Annotated in this window: 12 protein-coding genes; 9 read left to right on the forward strand and 3 right to left on the reverse strand. The window is 73.1% G+C overall.

Annotated features, from left to right (window positions below):
* The 3 genes from ADY01_RS23225 to ADY01_RS23235 all read left to right on the forward strand — a co-directional run.
* Positions 1–756, forward strand: a 756-nt coding sequence (locus tag ADY01_RS23225; RefSeq protein WP_049577124.1) for an AIM24 family protein, incomplete at its 5' end; no start/stop codon positions are given.
* Between the two features lie 12 nt (positions 757–768).
* Positions 769–1458: an AIM24 family protein gene (locus ADY01_RS23230; RefSeq protein ID WP_049577097.1), complete on the forward strand. Its 690-nt coding sequence runs from the start codon at positions 769–771 to the stop codon at positions 1456–1458.
* A 15-nt stretch (positions 1459–1473) separates the two neighbouring features.
* Positions 1474–2223 carry an AIM24 family protein gene (locus tag ADY01_RS23235; RefSeq protein WP_049577101.1) on the forward strand — a complete coding sequence of 250 codons (750 nt, stop codon included), beginning with the start codon at positions 1474–1476 and terminating at the stop codon, positions 2221–2223.
* A 67-nt stretch (positions 2224–2290) separates the two neighbouring features.
* Here the strand turns inward: ADY01_RS23235 and ADY01_RS23240 are convergent, their stop codons facing one another.
* Together ADY01_RS23240 and ADY01_RS23245 are read right to left on the reverse strand one after the other, a co-directional pair.
* Positions 2291–2815 (reverse strand): NUDIX hydrolase, encoded by a 525-nt coding sequence (locus ADY01_RS23240; protein ID WP_049577104.1) that lies wholly within the window; start codon positions 2813–2815, stop codon positions 2291–2293.
* Positions 2812–4272 (reverse strand): zinc-dependent metalloprotease, encoded by a 1461-nt coding sequence (locus ADY01_RS23245; protein ID WP_049577106.1) that lies wholly within the window; start codon positions 4270–4272, stop codon positions 2812–2814. Before ADY01_RS23245 ends, ADY01_RS23240 begins: the two co-directional genes overlap by 4 nt.
* Positions 4273–4406: 134 nt before the next feature.
* Between ADY01_RS23245 and ADY01_RS23250 the strand changes: the two genes are divergently transcribed.
* From ADY01_RS23250 to ADY01_RS23260, 4 genes are all read left to right on the forward strand, one after another.
* Positions 4407–5594 (forward strand): NAD-dependent epimerase/dehydratase family protein, encoded by a 1188-nt coding sequence (locus ADY01_RS23250; RefSeq protein WP_049577109.1) that lies wholly within the window; start codon positions 4407–4409, stop codon positions 5592–5594.
* A gap of 50 nt (positions 5595–5644) precedes the next feature.
* The gene (locus tag ADY01_RS23255) at positions 5645–6088 is read left to right on the forward strand and encodes a molybdenum cofactor biosynthesis protein MoaE (RefSeq protein WP_049577111.1); all 444 of its coding nucleotides are present in this window, start codon (positions 5645–5647) and stop codon (positions 6086–6088) included.
* A 178-nt stretch (positions 6089–6266) separates the two neighbouring features.
* The gene (locus ADY01_RS39875; protein WP_199826290.1) at positions 6267–6440 is read left to right on the forward strand and encodes a hypothetical protein; all 174 of its coding nucleotides are present in this window, start codon (positions 6267–6269) and stop codon (positions 6438–6440) included.
* A 25-nt stretch (positions 6441–6465) separates the two neighbouring features.
* Positions 6466–7557, forward strand: coding sequence for a PDZ domain-containing protein (locus tag ADY01_RS23260; protein ID WP_049577114.1), 1092 nt, complete (start codon positions 6466–6468; stop codon positions 7555–7557).
* 60 nt (positions 7558–7617) lie between these two features.
* On the opposite strand, the gene ADY01_RS23265 is transcribed toward ADY01_RS23260, so the two are convergent.
* Positions 7618–8175 carry a PPA1309 family protein gene (locus ADY01_RS23265; protein WP_049577117.1) on the reverse strand — a complete coding sequence of 186 codons (558 nt, stop codon included), beginning with the start codon at positions 8173–8175 and terminating at the stop codon, positions 7618–7620.
* A 136-nt stretch (positions 8176–8311) separates the two neighbouring features.
* Here ADY01_RS23265 and ADY01_RS23270 point away from each other — a divergent pair, with 136 nt between their 5' ends.
* Positions 8312–11254: a UPF0182 family protein gene (locus ADY01_RS23270; RefSeq protein ID WP_078900529.1), complete on the forward strand. Its 2943-nt coding sequence runs from the start codon at positions 8312–8314 to the stop codon at positions 11252–11254.
* A gap of 298 nt (positions 11255–11552) precedes the next feature.
* Positions 11553–13172 (forward strand): tetratricopeptide repeat protein, encoded by a 1620-nt coding sequence (locus ADY01_RS23275; protein WP_049577121.1) that lies wholly within the window; start codon positions 11553–11555, stop codon positions 13170–13172.
* The last annotated feature ends 160 nt before the right edge of the window (positions 13173–13332 follow it).

A 13332-nucleotide genomic window follows, 5' to 3' on the forward strand; every position in this document is an offset into this window, starting at 1 on the left:
GCCCCCGGTGCTCCCGGTGCCCCCGGTGCTCCCGGCGCCGTCGGCGTTCCCGGTGCTCCCGGCGTCCCTGGTGCGGTCGGCGCGGGGGCGGCGGGCGGCATGATGGCCACGCTCGACCAGTTCCGCGGCGCCACCGAGCGCCGCCGCTGGACCCTCCAGAACCCGCAGCTCGTCCGCGCCGACCTCGGCCTCGACGGCCAGCCGTTCATGGCCAGGCAGGGCAGCATGGTGCTGTACCAGGGGGAGGTCGAGTTCGGCTTCAAGGGCGGTGGCCTCAAGCGCCGCGCCGCCACCTGGGCCACCGGCCAGGGCTTCCCCTCGATGATGCGCTGCACCGGCGCCGGCCAGGTGTACCTGGCGGAGCAGGCCGGCAGACTGCACCCGGTGGAGCTCCAGGGCGACGCGATCTGCGTCGCCTCCCAGCACGTGCTGGCCTTCGACGAGTCCCTCGACTACGAGGTCCGCAGGATCGACGGCCACGGCCTGCCGGGCGGTTCGCTGTTCGCCCTCCAGTTCTCCGGCCACGGGACCCTCGTGGTCAAGACGCACGGCGAGCCGCTGGTCCTCCCCGTCACCCCGATGACCTTCGCCGACGCCAACGCCGTGATCGCCTGGTCCGCCGGCGCCCAGGTCCTCGTGGCGAACCAGGTGCGGGTGCGCAGGCAGGCGTATCCGGGGCACAGCGGCGAGAGCACGCAGCTCCAGTTCCGCGGCGCCCCGGGGAACTTCGCCATTGTCCAGCCCTACGAGATCTGACGGGAGCCCGTGATGGATCAGCGGATGATTGCGGGCTTCGCGCCCAGCGCCCCGACGGCCCGCATGGAGAACCACGGCCCCACCATGGCCAGGGTCGCCATGCAGTCGGGCAACGACCTGTTCGCCAGGACCGGTTCCATGGTCGCCTACGAGGGCTACATCCAGTACGAGTCGAACCCGACGGCGATGCGCCAGGCCGTCGCCGGGCGGCTCACCGGCGAGAGCGTGCCCCTGATGAAGTGCACGGGGGACGGCCTGCTCTACCTCGCGGACTACGGGGCCGAGGTCGTCTGCCTGCCCCTCCAGAACGAGCGCCTCTCGGTCAACGCCACCAACGTCCTCGCCTTCGACGCCCACTTGGAGTGGGGCGTGCAACGGGTCAAGGGCATCGCCAAGTTCGCCGGGCAGGGCCTGTTCAACCTGGGGATAGCCGGCACCGGCTGGGTCGCGGTCACCAGCCGTGGCATGCCCGTCGTCGTCGACTGCGGGCAGTCGGGGGAGACCTGCGTGGACCCGGACGCCCTCGTCGCCTGGTCCACGGGCCTGGAGATGAAGGGCAAGCGCAGCTTCAAGGCGTCCTCGCTGATCGGCAGGGGCAGCGGCGAGGCGTTCCAACTGGCCTTCTCGGGCCAGGGCTTCGTCATCGTCCAGCCCAACGAGGACAGCACCGACCGGCTCAACGCTCAGCAGCAGCAGAACTGACGGGGGAGTGGCGTTATGCAGAGCCCGATCTTCAACAACACCGTGAACCAGTCGCAGGACCGGTTCGCCCTCCAGGGCTCCCACATGCTGCGGGTGAACCTCGGCCGGGGCGACGACGTGGTGGCCCGCGCGGGCAGCATGGTCGCGTTCGAGGGAATGGTGGAGTTCGACGGGGAGTACCAGTCGCCGGGCCAGCGGCAGCGGCAGCAGCACGCCGGCGAGGCGCTGCCCCTGATGCGCTGCTTCGGCCAGGGCCAGGTCTACTTCGCCAACCTCGCCCAGCACGTGCACGTCCTCGACGTCGACCACGAGGGCCTGACCGTGGACAGCTCCTACGTGCTGGCCCTGGACGCGCACCTGCACTGGGACGTCGTCTCCGTCGAGAGCCAGTACGGCATCCCGGGCGTCGGCGCCTACAACCTGGTCATCTCCGGGCAGGGCAAGGTCGCGATCACCACCTCGGGCGGCCCGCTGGCGATGCGGGTCACGCCCGACCGCTATGTCAGCGCCGACGCGGACGCGGTGGTGGCCTGGTCCTCCTCGCTCCGCGTGCAGATGCAGGCCCAGACCAGCAGCAAGCCGGTCTGGAGCCGCAGGGGGAACACGGGGGAGGGCTGGGAGCTGTCCTTCATGGGCGACGGCCATGTGGTGGTGCAGCCGAGCGAGCTGCTGCCGCCGCAGCAGACGTCGTTCGGGGAGCCGCTCCCGTTCCGCCAGGGCCAGGCCCCCGGGCTGAACCAGGGAGGCGCCTGGGGCCCCCGGTAGCCCGCGAACGACGTGCCGGACACCCCGGCGGTCACCGGGGGAGGCCGCCGGGGGAGGCCGCGGGGAGTCAGAGCAGGGCGACCGTGCGGCGCAGGAGGCGGACGACCCACGCGTCCGCCACCTCGCCGACCTCGTCGAACGCGAACCAGCGCAGGTCGAGCGACTCCGCGGACCGCCGGTGCTCGGCCCGCGCCGGGGCGATCGCCGCGTACTGCACGTCGAGGTGCACCGCGCAGGGCGTGTGGTGCCGGTCGAGCCCCGCGGGCCGCGGCAGCAGCCGCAGCCCCTCGATCCCCGACTCCTCGGTGGCCTCGCGCAGCGCCGCGCCGGCCAGCGTGGCGTCCACCGGCTCGCAGTGGCCGCCGGTCTGGAGCCACTTCCCCAGCTTCCCGTGCAGGGTCAGCAGGGCCCGCTCCCGCTCCGGGTCCACCACCAGCGCGCTGGCCGTCAGGTGCCCGGCCGCGCACGCCTTCCACATCCCGTCCCGGTACGCCGAGAGGTGCGCGGCGTAGGCCCGCCGCAGCTCGTCCTGGCCCTCGTCGGGCGCGGGCCACTCCCGCAGCACCCGCGCCGCGTCGGCGTGCAGGCTCACGCGCCGCCGTCCTCCCGGCCCCTGCCGTCGCCGTCGCCGTCACCATCGCCGTCGGTGCCCTCGCCGGGCTTGTCGAGACGCGGCCCGGGGGAGCCCCGTTCGCCCCGCTCCTCGCCCACCTCGTCGGCGGCGTCGCCGAGCATCCGGTCCAGCTCCGAGAAGTCGAGCTGCTCGCGGTCGACGAAGCCGTCCGGGTCGTCGAGGTCCTCCGCGGTCGGCAGCATGTCCGGGTGCGACCACAGCGCGTCCCGCGCCTGTCCGCCCCGGGCGTGCGTCAGCGAGGCCCACAGCCGCGCCGCGTCCCGCAGCCGCCTCGGCCGAAGCTCCAGGCCGATCAGCGTGGCGAACGTCTGCTCCGCGGGCCCGCCGGACGCGCGGCGCCGCCGCAGCGTCTCGCGCAGCGCGCCCGCCGACGGCAGGTGCGGGGCCGCCGCCGCGTGCACCACCGCGTCCACCCAGCCCTCGACCAGCGCCAGCGCCGTCTCCAGACGGGCCAGCGCCGCCTTCTGCTGCGGCGTGTCCTCCGGCTGGAAGAGCCCGTGCTGGAGCTTCTCCTGCAACTCCTCGGGGCGCGTCGGGTCCAGCTGGCCGACCATGTCCTCCAGCTTGGCCGTGTCCACCTGGATGCCGCGCGCGTAGCCGTCGACCGCGCCGAAGAGGTGCGACCGCAGCCACGGCACATGGGTGAACAGCCGCTGGTGGGCGGCCTCGCGCAGCGCCAGATACAGCCTGACCTCGTCGGCGGGGACGCCCAGGCCCTCGCCGAAGGCCGCCATGTTCTGGGGGAGGAGGGCCGCCTTGCCCGCCGGGCCGAGCGGCAGCCCGATGTCCGTCGAGCCCACCACCTCACCGGCCAGCACGCCCACCGCCTGCCCGATCTGCGTGCCGAACATGGCGCCGCCCATCGAGCGCATCATCCCCAGGAGCGGGCCCGCCATGGCCTGCATCTCCTCGGGCAGCACGTTCCCCATGGCGGCGCCGACGCGCTCCGCCACCGGGTCGACCAGCTCCCGCCACACCGGCAGCGTCGCCTCGACCCACTCCGCCCTGCTCCAGGCCGCCGTCGTACCGGCGCCCGAGGGCAGCGTCGTCACATCGTCCAGCCACAGGTCGGCCAGCCGCACGGCCTCCTCGACCTGGCCGCGGGCGTGCGCGCCCACGCTCTCGTCCTTCGAACCGTCCGGCGCGCCCTGCGCCACCGTCTGGCGGGCCACGCTTCTCGCCAGGTCCCAGTTCACCGGGCCGCCCTCGTAGGACAGCATCTGCCCCAGCTGCTGGAACGCGGCACCCAGATCCTGCGGGTTCATGCCGCCGCCGGGACCGCCCCCCGGGCCGAATCCGAACATCGCGGCCAGCGGATTGTCGGCCGGCCCCTGCCCGCCCTCGCCCTTCTTCTTGCCGGATTCGCCGTCGTCCGGCTCTTCCGGGAGGCCGAATCCGAATGGGTTGTCGCTCACGGGAATCCTCGGGTCTGTGTCGTCGGACGGAACCAACGTGCCTGTGATTCGCTGGTCCGTGCCTCCAGCCTAGACACCACTCAGGCAGGATGGGCCTGCGCACGTCGTACCGAAACAACCGCTGGAGAGGTCCTGTGAGTTCCCCGGAGCCAGCCGTTCGCGCTGCGCGTAACGGCCCCGCCACCCCGTTGACCGTCGCGGTCACCGGCGCGGCGACAGGGGTCGGCGCGCTGCTCATCGAGCGGTTGCTGGCCGCAGAAGACGTCAAGCGGGTCCTCGCCCTCGACGAGCGCGTCGGCGACGCCAAGGGCGCGGAGTGGCACACGCTCGACGTCAGGGACCCGGCCATCGCCGACCTGCTGCGGACCTCGGGCGCCGCCCGTGACGCCGCCGTCCACGAGGAGCGCGACCGGGAGCGCGGGGACCGGGACCGCGACCGGGAGTCGGACGGGCCGGTCGACGTGGTGGTCCACCTGGCGCTCGACCTCGACCTGGAGGCCGACCCCGCGGCCCGCACCGCCTTCAACGTCAGGGGCGCGCAGACCGTGCTGACGGCCGCGGCGGCGGCCGGCGTGCGGCGCGTCGTGCTCTGCACCTCGGCCATGGTCTACGGCGCGCTCCCCGACAACGACGTCCCGCTCGCCGAGGACGCCGAACTGCGCGCCACCGCGGACGCCACCTGCGTCGGCGACCTCCTGGAGATCGAGCGGCTGGCCCAGCGCGCCCCCCGCGCCCACCCCGGGCTGAACGTCACCGTGCTCCGCCCGGCCATCCTGGTCGGCGGCACCGACACGGCGCTGACCCGTTACTTCGAGTCGCCCCGGCTCCTCGTGGTCGCCGGCTCCCGGCCCCGCTGGCAGTTCTGCCACGTCGAGGACCTGGTCAGCGCCCTGGAGTTCGCCGCCCGCGAGCACGTCGAGGGCGAGCTCGCCGTCGGCTGCGACGGCTGGCTCGAACAGGAGGAGGTCGAGGAGCTCTCCGGCATCCGCCGCATGGAGCTGCCGCCCTCCGTCGCCCTGGGCGCCGCGGCCCGCCTGCACCGCCTCGGGCTCACCCCCTCCCCGGCCGGGGACCTCGCGTACACGATGCACCCCTGGGTGGTCAGCGGCAACAAGCTCTACGAGGCGGGATGGCGGCCCCACTGGAGCAACGAGGAGGTGCTCGCCGAGCTGCTGACCGAGGTGGCGGGGCGGCACACGGTCGCCGGCCGCCGGCTGGGCCGCAAGGACGCCGCCACCACGCTCGGGGCCGCCGGCGCGACCGTCGCCCTCGTCGGCACCGCCGCCCTGGTGCGCCGGGCCAGGCGCGCCAGGCGCCGATGACGGCGGGCACCGCGTCACCGCTCCCGGGACGGTTGGCGGAGGATGGGCCCATGAACGAAAGCGACCCCATCCGGCTGCTCGCCATCCGTGACACGCCGCTGTCGGTGGACGAGGTCTTCGCCGCGGTCGGCGACGACGCGGCGGGCGGTACCGCGCTGTTCGTCGGGACCGTGCGCGACCACGACGGGCACGAGGACGGCGCGGCCGTCACCTCACTGGCGTACTCCGCCCACCCCACCGCGGAGGCGGAGCTGCGCCGCGTCGCGGAGCGCGTCGCCGCGGAGTTCCCGGTGCGCGCGCTGGCCGCCGCGCACCGCGTCGGGGACCTGGCGATCGGCGACCTCGCCGTGGTGGTCGCCGTCTCCTGCGCCCATCGCGCCGAGGCGTTCGCCGCCTCCCGCCGCCTGATCGACGACCTCAAGCGGGACGTTCCCATCTGGAAGCACCAGACCTTCGCCGACGGCACCCGCCAGTGGGTGGGCGCCTGCGCGTAGGCCCCTTTCCGGCCGCCGGGACGTCTCGCGGACGTCTCGCGGACGCCGCCCGGACGCCGCCCGGACGCCCTCCGGGACCGAGTCGGGATCGTTACCGAGGGGCGGGCACTACTCCGGTTGCGTAACCCGTTCCCGCGTCGGAGCGTTGGTGATATGTCGCCGAGGTGGGAGGTAGGTCATGGCGGTTCTCGTATGGCTGCTCATCCCCGTCGCCGGGGCGGTGGTGGCCGGGCTGTGGGGCACGTGGGCCACGCGGCGCCGCAGCGGTACCGGCGGGGTGCGCGACGCCGCGGGCGTGCGCGGATACGAAGCCTTCCGCGCCGCCATGGAGCGGGCCCCGGCGGACGGCTGACAGCGCGGTCACGTACTGTCAAGACATGCCACGCCGCACCGCGACCCTGCTGACGTCGACCCTGCTCCTCATAGGGCTGCTCTGCGCCGGAGTGCTGATCCACGTGCCCTACGCCGAGATGTCGCCCGGCCCCACGGTCAACACGCTGGGCGAGCACGACGGCGAGCCCGTGCTGAACATCAAGGGCGAGGAGACGTACGAGACGTCCGGTCATCTCAACATGACGACCGTCCGCGTCACCGGCGTCAGCTACCGGATGAACCTGCTGGAGGCCGTCTACGGCTGGCTCTCCGACGACAGTGCCGTGGTGCCCTACGAGTCGCTGTACCCGGACGACGTCTCGGCCGACCAGGTCGAGGAGCAGAACGCGGAGGAGTTCACCGCCTCCCAGGAGAGCGCCAAGGTCGCCGCCCTGGAGGAGCTGGGGTACGAGGTGGGCTCCCAGACCATCGTGGCCGCCGTGGTCGTGGACGGCCCCGCCGAGGGCCGGCTGCACGCGGGCGACGCGATCGTGGCCGTGGACGGCACCGAGGTCACCGAGCCGGGCCAGGTCGCCGACCTGGTGACCGAGCGGGAGCCGGGCGAGGACGTCGTCTTCACGGTGGTGCCCGCCGAGGAGGCCCAGGCCGCCCTGGAGGCGGGCGAGGAACTGCCGGGCGGGACCGAGGACGTCACGGTCACCACCGAGCCCGCCCCCGACGACCAGCGGGCCATCGTGGGGATCCAGGCGGGCGTGAGCCACAGCTTCCCGTTCGAGATAGAGATAGAGCTCGCCGACGTCGGCGGGCCGAGCGCCGGGCTGATGTTCGCCCTGGGGCTCATAGACCGGCTCACCGAGGACGACCTGACGGACGGCGCCTTCGTGGCCGGCACCGGCACCATCGACGCCGAGGGCACGGTCGGCCCGATCGGCGGCGTCTCGCAGAAGACCATCGCCGCCAGGGACGCGGGCGCCGACTTCTTCCTCACCCCCGAGGAGAACTGCGCGGTCGCCGCCCTCGACGTCCCCGAAGGACTCACCCTGCTCAGCGTCGGCACGCTGGACGACGCCCTGGACGCCCTCGCCGGGATCCGCGAGGGCGACACCTCGGACCTGCCGCGGTGCGAGGCCCGGTGACGGGCCGGCGGACCGCGCCGGGCTCCCCCGGGCCCGTCCCCGGACGTCACTCCTGCGACGTCACTCCTCGAACGTCGCCGCCAGCGCGTCGGCGAGCCCCGGCACCAGGTCGGGACCGGTCAGCACCTCGGTCGCGCTGTCCTTCTCGCGCAGCCTGACCGCCGACTCCCGCCGCCCGTCCCGCAGTACCGCCACCGTCATCCGCACCTCCTGCCGCTCGGGGTGCCCCGCGACCCAGCGCGCCAGGTCCGGACCCGGCATGCCCTCCGGCACGGTGGTCTCGGCCGACGGCGGCAGCATCAGCCGTTCCACCGTCATCGCGCAGCCCGCCACCGCGTCGGGCCACGCGATCGTCGCCAGGAACTCGTCCAGCGGCTGCCCGGCGGGCAACTCGTCCTGTTCCACCGGGGTCAGGCCGCTGTCGCCCTCGATGTCGAGCCGCTGCGCCAGGTCCGGCTCCTCCGTGCGCAGCCGCTCCGTGTCCACCAGCGCGAACAGCTGGGCGGGCCGGTCCCAGCCCAGCTCGGCCGCGTACGCGTCGATCTCCAGAACGGCCGTGGTCAGCGGGGTGACGGAGGGGCGCTCGGACCCTGATCCTTGGGGTGCGGTGTTGTCCATGGGCATATCGTGCCGTCTCGCACCCCGAAAACGGGAACCGAGTAAAGCTTGAGTAAGTTAGTCCAGTGGGCCGCTGCCATGGACGGCCTGGCTCCAAACCCTGCGAATTACCGAGGTGCGCGCGTTGGCTTTCCAAATGCCGGACCGAGGCTCGGGTCGTGGCCCGGGCGGTCCGAACGGGCCCAGGGGTCCCCGAGGTCCCGGGGGCCCGCGTTTCAATGTCGGGCGCCCCTCCAGAGGGGCCAAGTCGCTGCTGATCACGGCCGCGATTCTGGCCGGTCTGGCGATTCTCTTCGCCATGTTCGCGGGGTTCTGGACGGATTGGCTCTGGTATCGATCGGTTGGTTACACGAGCGTCTACCGGACGGAGTTGCTGACCCGGATCACGATGTTCGCCGTCTTCGGCGTGCTCATGGCCCTCGCCGTCGGGTTCAACGTCTGGCTGGCCCACCGGCTGCGCCCGCCGCTGAGCGCGATGTCGATGGAGCAGCAGAACCTCGACCGGTACCGGATGACGATCGCGCCGTACAAGAAGTGGGTGCTGCTCGCCGTCTCCCTGGTGATCGGCCTGATCGCGGGCGGTTCGGCCTCCGGCCAGTGGCGCACCTGGCTCCAGTGGGTCAACGGCACGACGTTCGGGACGACGGATCCCCAGTTCCACATGGACGTCTCGTTCTATGCGTTCGACTACCCGTTCTACCGCTTCCTGCTGGGCTTCGGCTTCGCGATCATCGTGCTCTCGACGCTGGCCGCCGCGCTCACCCACTACCTCTACGGCGGCATCCGCCTGACCACCCCGGGCAGCCGCATCACCCAGGCCGCCACCGGTCACCTCTCGGTGCTGCTCGGCCTCTTCGTGGCGCTCAAGGCCGTGGCGTACTGGCTGGACCGGTACGGACTGGCGCTCAAGAGCGGTGACTTCAGGAACGCCGAGGGCTGGACGGGCCTGCGCTACGTCGACGCCAACGCGTACCTCCCGGCCAAGACGATCCTGACGATCATCGCGGCGATCTGCGCCCTGCTGTTCTTCGCGACCCTCTGGCGGCGCGGCTGGCAGCTGCCGGTCATCGGCCTCGGCCTGATGGTCCTCTCCGCGATCCTCATCGGCGGCGTCTACCCGGCGCTGGTGCAGCAGTTCCAGGTCAGGCCGAACGAGCAGGCCAAGGAGACCGAGTACATCCAGCGGCACATGGAGTCCACCAAGGACGCCTACGACATCGCGGACGCGCAGATCGAGGACTACGGGGGAACGAGCGACGCCTCGCCCGAGACCCTGCGGAACGCGGTGGGCGACACCGCCTCCATCCGCCTGCTCGACCCGAGTGTGGTCTCGCCGGCGTTCCAGCAGATCCAGCAGGTCCGCGGGTACTACCAGTTCCCGGCGACGCTGGACGTGGACCGCTACCCCACGGAGGACGGCGGCGAGCAGGACACGGTCGTCGGTCTCCGCGAGATGAACATCAACGAGCTCCCCGAGCGGAACTGGATCAACGAGCACTTCCGTTACACGCACGGCTTCGGCGTCGTGGCGGCCAGCGGCACGAGCATCCAGGAGAACGGGCAGCCGGAGTTCACCGAGGAGAACCTGCCGCCCGAGGGCGACCTCCCCGACTACGAGCCGCGCATCTACTTCGGCGAGTACACCACGCAGTACTCCATCGTGGGCGGCCCCCAGCAGGAGATCGACTACGCCGGCGAGAACGGCGAGGTCGAGTACAGCTACACCGGCGACGCGGGCGTGAAGCTGGACAACTGGTTCAACCGCGCCGCGTACGCGCTGACCATGGGCGAGCCGCAGATCCTCTACTCGGGGGCGATCGGGAACGGCTCGCAGATCCTCTACAACCGCACGCCCAAGGAGCGCGTCGAGGCGGTGGCCCCCTGGCTGACGATCGACGGCGACCCGTATCCGGCGGTGGTGGACGGCAGGATCCAGTGGATCGTGGACGCCTACACCACGAGCAGCGGCTATCCGTACTCGGCGCGCACCACGCTGGGCGACGTGACGGAGACCTCCCTCACGGAGAACCAGGGCGAGGTCATCGCCCAGGAGAGCCGGGTCAACTACATCCGCAACTCGGTCAAGGCCACCGTCGACGCCTACAGCGGCGAGGTGGACCTCTTCGCCTGGGACGAGAGCGACCCGGTGCTGGAGACCTGGCGGAAGGCGTTCCCCGGCGTGGTGGAGGACCGGGACCAGATCAGCGACCAGCTGATGGACCACCTCCGTTACCCGCAGGACCTCTTCAAGGTCCAGCGCGATCTGCTCCAGCGGTACCACGTGACGAACGCCGGGCAGTTCTACTCCGGTTCCGAGCGGTGGGAGGTGCCGAACGACCCGACGCACGACGGTGAGGTCGTTCCGCCGTACTACCTGAGCATGCGGATGCCGGACCAGGAGGATCAGGTCTTCTCGCTGACGACGACGTTCACGCCGTTGAACAGGGACACGCTCGCCGCCTATATGGCGGTCGAGGCGGATGCCAGAAGCGAGGACTACGGCACGATGAGAATCCTCACGCTGCCGTCGACCACGACCGTCTGGGGCCCGTCGCAGGTCCAGAGCCGGTTCAACTCCGATCCGGACATCGCCGAGCGGATCAACCTCCTGAGACGCGGCGACTCCGAGGTCGAGTACGGGAACCTGCTGACCGTGCCCCTGGAGGGCGGCCTGCTCTACGTCGAGCCGGTGTACGTCCGCGGCGCGGGGCAGAACTACCCGCTGCTGCAACGCGTCCTGGTGGCGTACGGCGAGGAGATCGTCTTTGAGGAGTCGCTCGACAGAGCCCTGGACGTGGTCTTCGGCGTCACCGAGTCGGGTGAGGATCCGGGCGAGGAGGAGCCACCGCCGCCGGACGGGGGCGAGGAGCCGCCGCCGGACGGGGACGCCACCGTCCAGGAGGCCATCGACGAGGCGCAGGACGCCTGGCAGGACGGCCAGGACGCGCTCGCCGAGGGCGACTGGCAGGCGTACGGCGAGGCCCAGAACCGCCTGGAGGAGGCCCTGGACCGCCTGGCGGACCTGGAGGGAAGGAACGAGCAGGAGGAGACCCCTCCCGAGGAGGACGGCGCCGCCTGAGGCGTGACGAAGGGCCCGTGAGTCGGAAGCGACCGCGGGCCCTTCGCCGCTTCCCGGGCCCTCCCCGGACGGTCCCGGAGCGTCAACCTTGGGCAGACGTTCGGCGGTGATCGCGGGCCCGCACTGACCTGCGGAGACGATTCCGGCGTCATACTGCGTGACGGATCCGCGGAAACTCCCTCCCCCGCAAGGCGTTTGGGTGTATCCATATCGGGAAGTCGACAAACCGCTGAAGTGACTTCACTGGCTGCGGTATACCAGGTGTACGCAGGTTTCAGGTGGTGCGACTATGGACCTTATGGGGGACAAAGCGAGGTTCGAGACGAGCCGCGCGGCCGCGGAGGAGGGCGCGCGGCTGCTGCGCGCCGGCGACCTGGACCGCGCCGAGGCGCCGCTGCGCGCGGCGGCGGCGGAGGGCGAGAGGTCCGCGGCGAACAATCTGGGGGTGCTGCTGCACCAGTCCGGCCGGTCGGGCGAGGCCGCCGAGTGGTGGCGGAACGCGGCCGTGGCCGGGTCCGCGCCCGCGGCGCACGCCCTGGGCCGGTACCACCGTGAGCGGGGGGACGAGGCGGCGGCCGAGTACTGGCTGCGGCAGGCGGCCGAGTCGGGTCACGCCTCCGGCGCGTACGCGCTGGCGGATCTGCTCGACCACCGGGGCGCGCCGGGTGCGGCGGACTGGTTCCGCACGGCGGCCGACAGCGGCCACCGGGAGGCGGCGTACCGGTACGCGTGCCTGGTCGGTGCCCGGGAGCCCGCGGCGGCCGAGCCCTGGTTCCGGCAGGCGGCGGCCCGCGGCCACCGGCGCGCCGCGCTGCGGCTGGGTGCGCTCCTGGAGGAGCGGGGCGCGGTGACGGAGGCCGGGCGCTGGTACCTGGACGCGGCCGAGGCGGGCGAGGCGCGGGCGGCGAGCGCGCTGGGGTTCCTGCTGCGCGACGCCGGGGACGGGACCGCCGCGGAGCGCTGGTGGCGGCGCGCCGCGCGCGACGGCGACGGCCCCGCGGCCAACGCGCTGGGCGCGCTGCACGCCGAGCGCGGCGAGCGGCAGGAGGCGCAGCGCTGGTACCGCGCCGCCCTCGCGGCGGGCGACATCAACGGCGCGTTCAACCTGGCGCTGCTCTGCACGGGCCAGGGGCGCACGTCCGAGGCCGAGCACTGGTACCGCCACGCCGCGTACGCGGGGCACCGGGACGCGGCGAACGCGCTGGCGGTGCTGCTGCTCCAGCGCGGCGACGCGGACGGGGCCGAGCCGTGGTTCTCCAAGGCCGCCGAGGCGGGCAGCGTGGACGCCGCGTTCAACCTCGGCATCCTGCACGCCAGCCGTGGCGCGGAGAGCCAGGCGCGGCACTGGTACGAGCAGGCCGCGGCGGCGGGGCACGCCGAGGCGGCGCTCCAGATCGCCGTCGAGCTGCTGCGCGGCGGCGACGGGGAGCGCGCCGAGGGGTACCTGCGGCAGGCGGCGACCGGCGGCAGCGTGGAGGGGGCGTTCCGCCTCGCCCTGCTGCTGGAGCGGCGCGGCGACGGGGAGGGCGCGGAGCCGTGGTTCGCTCGCGCCGCCGACCACGGGCACCGGCGTGCGCAGGTGCGGCTCGGCACGCGGGCGGCGGCGGGCGGCGACGTGGCCCTGGCGGCGCGCTGGTACCGGGCGGCGGCCGAGGCGGGCAGCAGGAACGGCGCGTTCAACCTGGGGCTGCTGCTGGCCCGTGAGGGCAGCGAGCCCGAGGCGGCGCTGTGGTGGACCCGGGCGGCCGAGGCGGGCCACGGCAGGGCCGCGCTGCGGCTGGCGCTGCTCGCGTCCCGCCGGGGCGACCTGGCGGGCGGCGGCACGTGGTGCACGCGGGCGATGGAGCTGGGACCGCCCGAGGTCACGGCGCGCGCGGCGCGGCTGCGCGACGCGCTCCGCCAGGAACTGACGGCCTGAGACCCGCTCGTTCCCGCCGGGGAGGCACGCTCCCCGCCGGTGGACGGGCGGCGCTCAGCCGGCCATCGGCGCCGTCGCGGAGGCGAAGGCGCCGGTGGCCAGGCGGTGCAGGAGGGCGGCCGTGGTGTCGCGGCCGGGGAGGGCGCTGGGGCGGGAGAGG

This window comes from Streptomyces sp. SBT349, assembly GCF_001083795.1.
Lineage (GTDB): Bacteria > Actinomycetota > Actinomycetes > Streptomycetales > Streptomycetaceae > Streptomyces.

Excerpts from the sequence above, each read along its gene's own strand:
- ADY01_RS23230 (WP_049577097.1), top strand. The coding sequence starts at position 769 with ATGGATCAGCGGATGATTGCGGGCTTCGCGCCCAGCGCCCCGACGGCC.
- ADY01_RS23235 (WP_049577101.1), top strand. The coding sequence starts at position 1,474 with ATGCAGAGCCCGATCTTCAACAACACCGTGAACCAGTCGCAGGACCGG.
- ADY01_RS23255 (WP_049577111.1), top strand. The coding sequence starts at position 5,645 with ATGAACGAAAGCGACCCCATCCGGCTGCTCGCCATCCGTGACACGCCG.
- ADY01_RS39875 (WP_199826290.1), top strand. The coding sequence starts at position 6,267 with ATGGCGGTTCTCGTATGGCTGCTCATCCCCGTCGCCGGGGCGGTGGTG.
- ADY01_RS23260 (WP_049577114.1), top strand. The coding sequence starts at position 6,466 with ATGCCACGCCGCACCGCGACCCTGCTGACGTCGACCCTGCTCCTCATA.
- ADY01_RS23265 (WP_049577117.1), bottom strand. The coding sequence starts at position 8,175 with ATGGACAACACCGCACCCCAAGGATCAGGGTCCGAGCGCCCCTCCGTC.
- ADY01_RS23270 (WP_078900529.1), top strand. The coding sequence starts at position 8,312 with ATGCCGGACCGAGGCTCGGGTCGTGGCCCGGGCGGTCCGAACGGGCCC.
- ADY01_RS23275 (WP_049577121.1), top strand. The coding sequence starts at position 11,553 with ATGGGGGACAAAGCGAGGTTCGAGACGAGCCGCGCGGCCGCGGAGGAG.